The sequence below is a fragment of the Gemmata algarum genome (assembly GCF_034097035.1).
In the GTDB taxonomy this organism is placed as follows: Bacteria; Planctomycetota; Planctomycetia; order Gemmatales; family Gemmataceae; genus Gemmata; species Gemmata algarum.
Window position 1 is genome coordinate 1 of the sequence record NZ_JAXBLV010000083.1, and the last position, 1,406, is coordinate 1,406.

At 70.4% G+C, this 1,406-nt stretch carries 2 protein-coding genes; both read left to right on the forward strand.

What is annotated here, in order from left to right; translation table 11 throughout:
• Positions 1–98 precede the first annotated feature (98 nt).
• On the forward strand, positions 99–467 hold the full coding sequence (locus tag R5W23_RS08195; RefSeq protein WP_320685912.1) for a hypothetical protein: 369 nt from the start codon (positions 99–101) through the stop codon (positions 465–467).
• Positions 468–555: 88 nt separating this feature from the next.
• Positions 556–1,406: LysR family transcriptional regulator (locus tag R5W23_RS08200; RefSeq protein ID WP_320685913.1), on the forward strand; the 851-nt coding region annotated here is incomplete at its 3' end.

The window sequence follows — 1,406 nt, forward strand, 5'->3', positions numbered from 1 at the left end:
GAGGCCACGCCACGGTTTGTAATGGACCTCGGGGCCGCCGGCAGGGATGATGGAAACGCGGTGTGCGCGTTCGTCGTAACTGATGGGCAGGACGAGCCATGAGTACGCCACGTTTCACGACCACGGAACTGGACCGGCTCCGGGAGTTGGCCGCCGAGTGGGGCAAAATCGTGTCCAAGCGGGCGTTCGGTGAGGACGGGCCGGGGTTGGACGTGGACTTCCGCACGATGGAGCAAATCGCCACCGCGGCGGCACAAGGGCTGACCGCGGGCGCGCTCCAACAGCAGGCCCAGAAGGTGCCCGAGGAGTCCCCATGCCCCGGGTGTGACCAGAGGTGCCCGACCCGACCCCACACCCGGGCACTCGCGGCGCAAGGGGCCACGGTTCAACAGGCCGAACGGATCGCCCACGGTCCCGCCTGCCGACGGGACTTTTTCCCCCCTGCGGGCGGCTCTGGGGCTGGATGAGCACGCCTTCAGCTCCTCCGTCGTCGAGTTCGTCGTCACCGCCGCCGCGCGGTTCTCCTCATTTCGTGATGCCGCCGACGCGGTGCGGATGACCGGGATCTCGATCAGCGAGAACCACGTGCGGCGATTGGCTCACGAGGTGGGCCGGGAGTTGATCGCGGCGCGCGACCGGAAGGTGGTCGAGCACCGGCGCCGCCAGTTGGAACCGCGGACCGAGGTGGTGCCCGAGGTCGTGGTGGTCGAGGTCGACGGGGGGCGGATCCGGACCCGTGCCGCGGGCGCCGGTCCGGGTGTTCACGAGGCCCAGAACAAGGAAGACAAGGTCGCCTGTTTGGCCACCCTGAGCGGCCCCACGTTCGCCACCGACCCGTGCCCCGAACCGCCCGACGGGTTCCAATGCCCGCGCCGCGTGCGCCGCTTGGTGCAACAGATGAAGGGACTCGCGGGTGAGGCCACGGCCCCAGAAACCCGGGGCGAACCGGCGCCTCCGGTGCCACCCAGCGACGAGCCCCGGGAGCGCCCGCGTTGGTCCCCGGAGCGGTTGGCACGGACCTGTGTGGCGAGCCTCGAGACGAGCGCCTCGTTCGGCCCGATGATGGCCGCCGAAGCCCAGGAGCGGCACTTCTACGAGGCCCCGCGTCGGGCGTTCGTGGCCGACGGTCAGGCGTACAACTGGACCATCGGGCGCGGGTACTTTGGTGCGCTCGAGCCGATCGCGGATTTCCGGCACGCGGTGTGTTACGTGTTCTCGGCGGCTGCGGCCGTGAGCCCCGATGAGGCCGCCGGTTGGTCCCAATACCGGGTCTGGATGCGGGCATGTTGGCAGGGTCGCGTCGGGGACGTGTTGACCGAATTGGACCAGTGGCAGGCGCGTCTGGGCGAGCCCCCGCCGTGTGAGGCGGTGAGGGCCGAGGAGCGCCGGGACCCGCGCCGGGTGGT

Bases quoted from the DNA above. Each gene is read 5' to 3' on its own strand.
- R5W23_RS08195 (WP_320685912.1), top strand. From the start codon at position 99: ATGAGTACGCCACGTTTCACGACCACGGAACTGGACCGGCTCCGGGAG.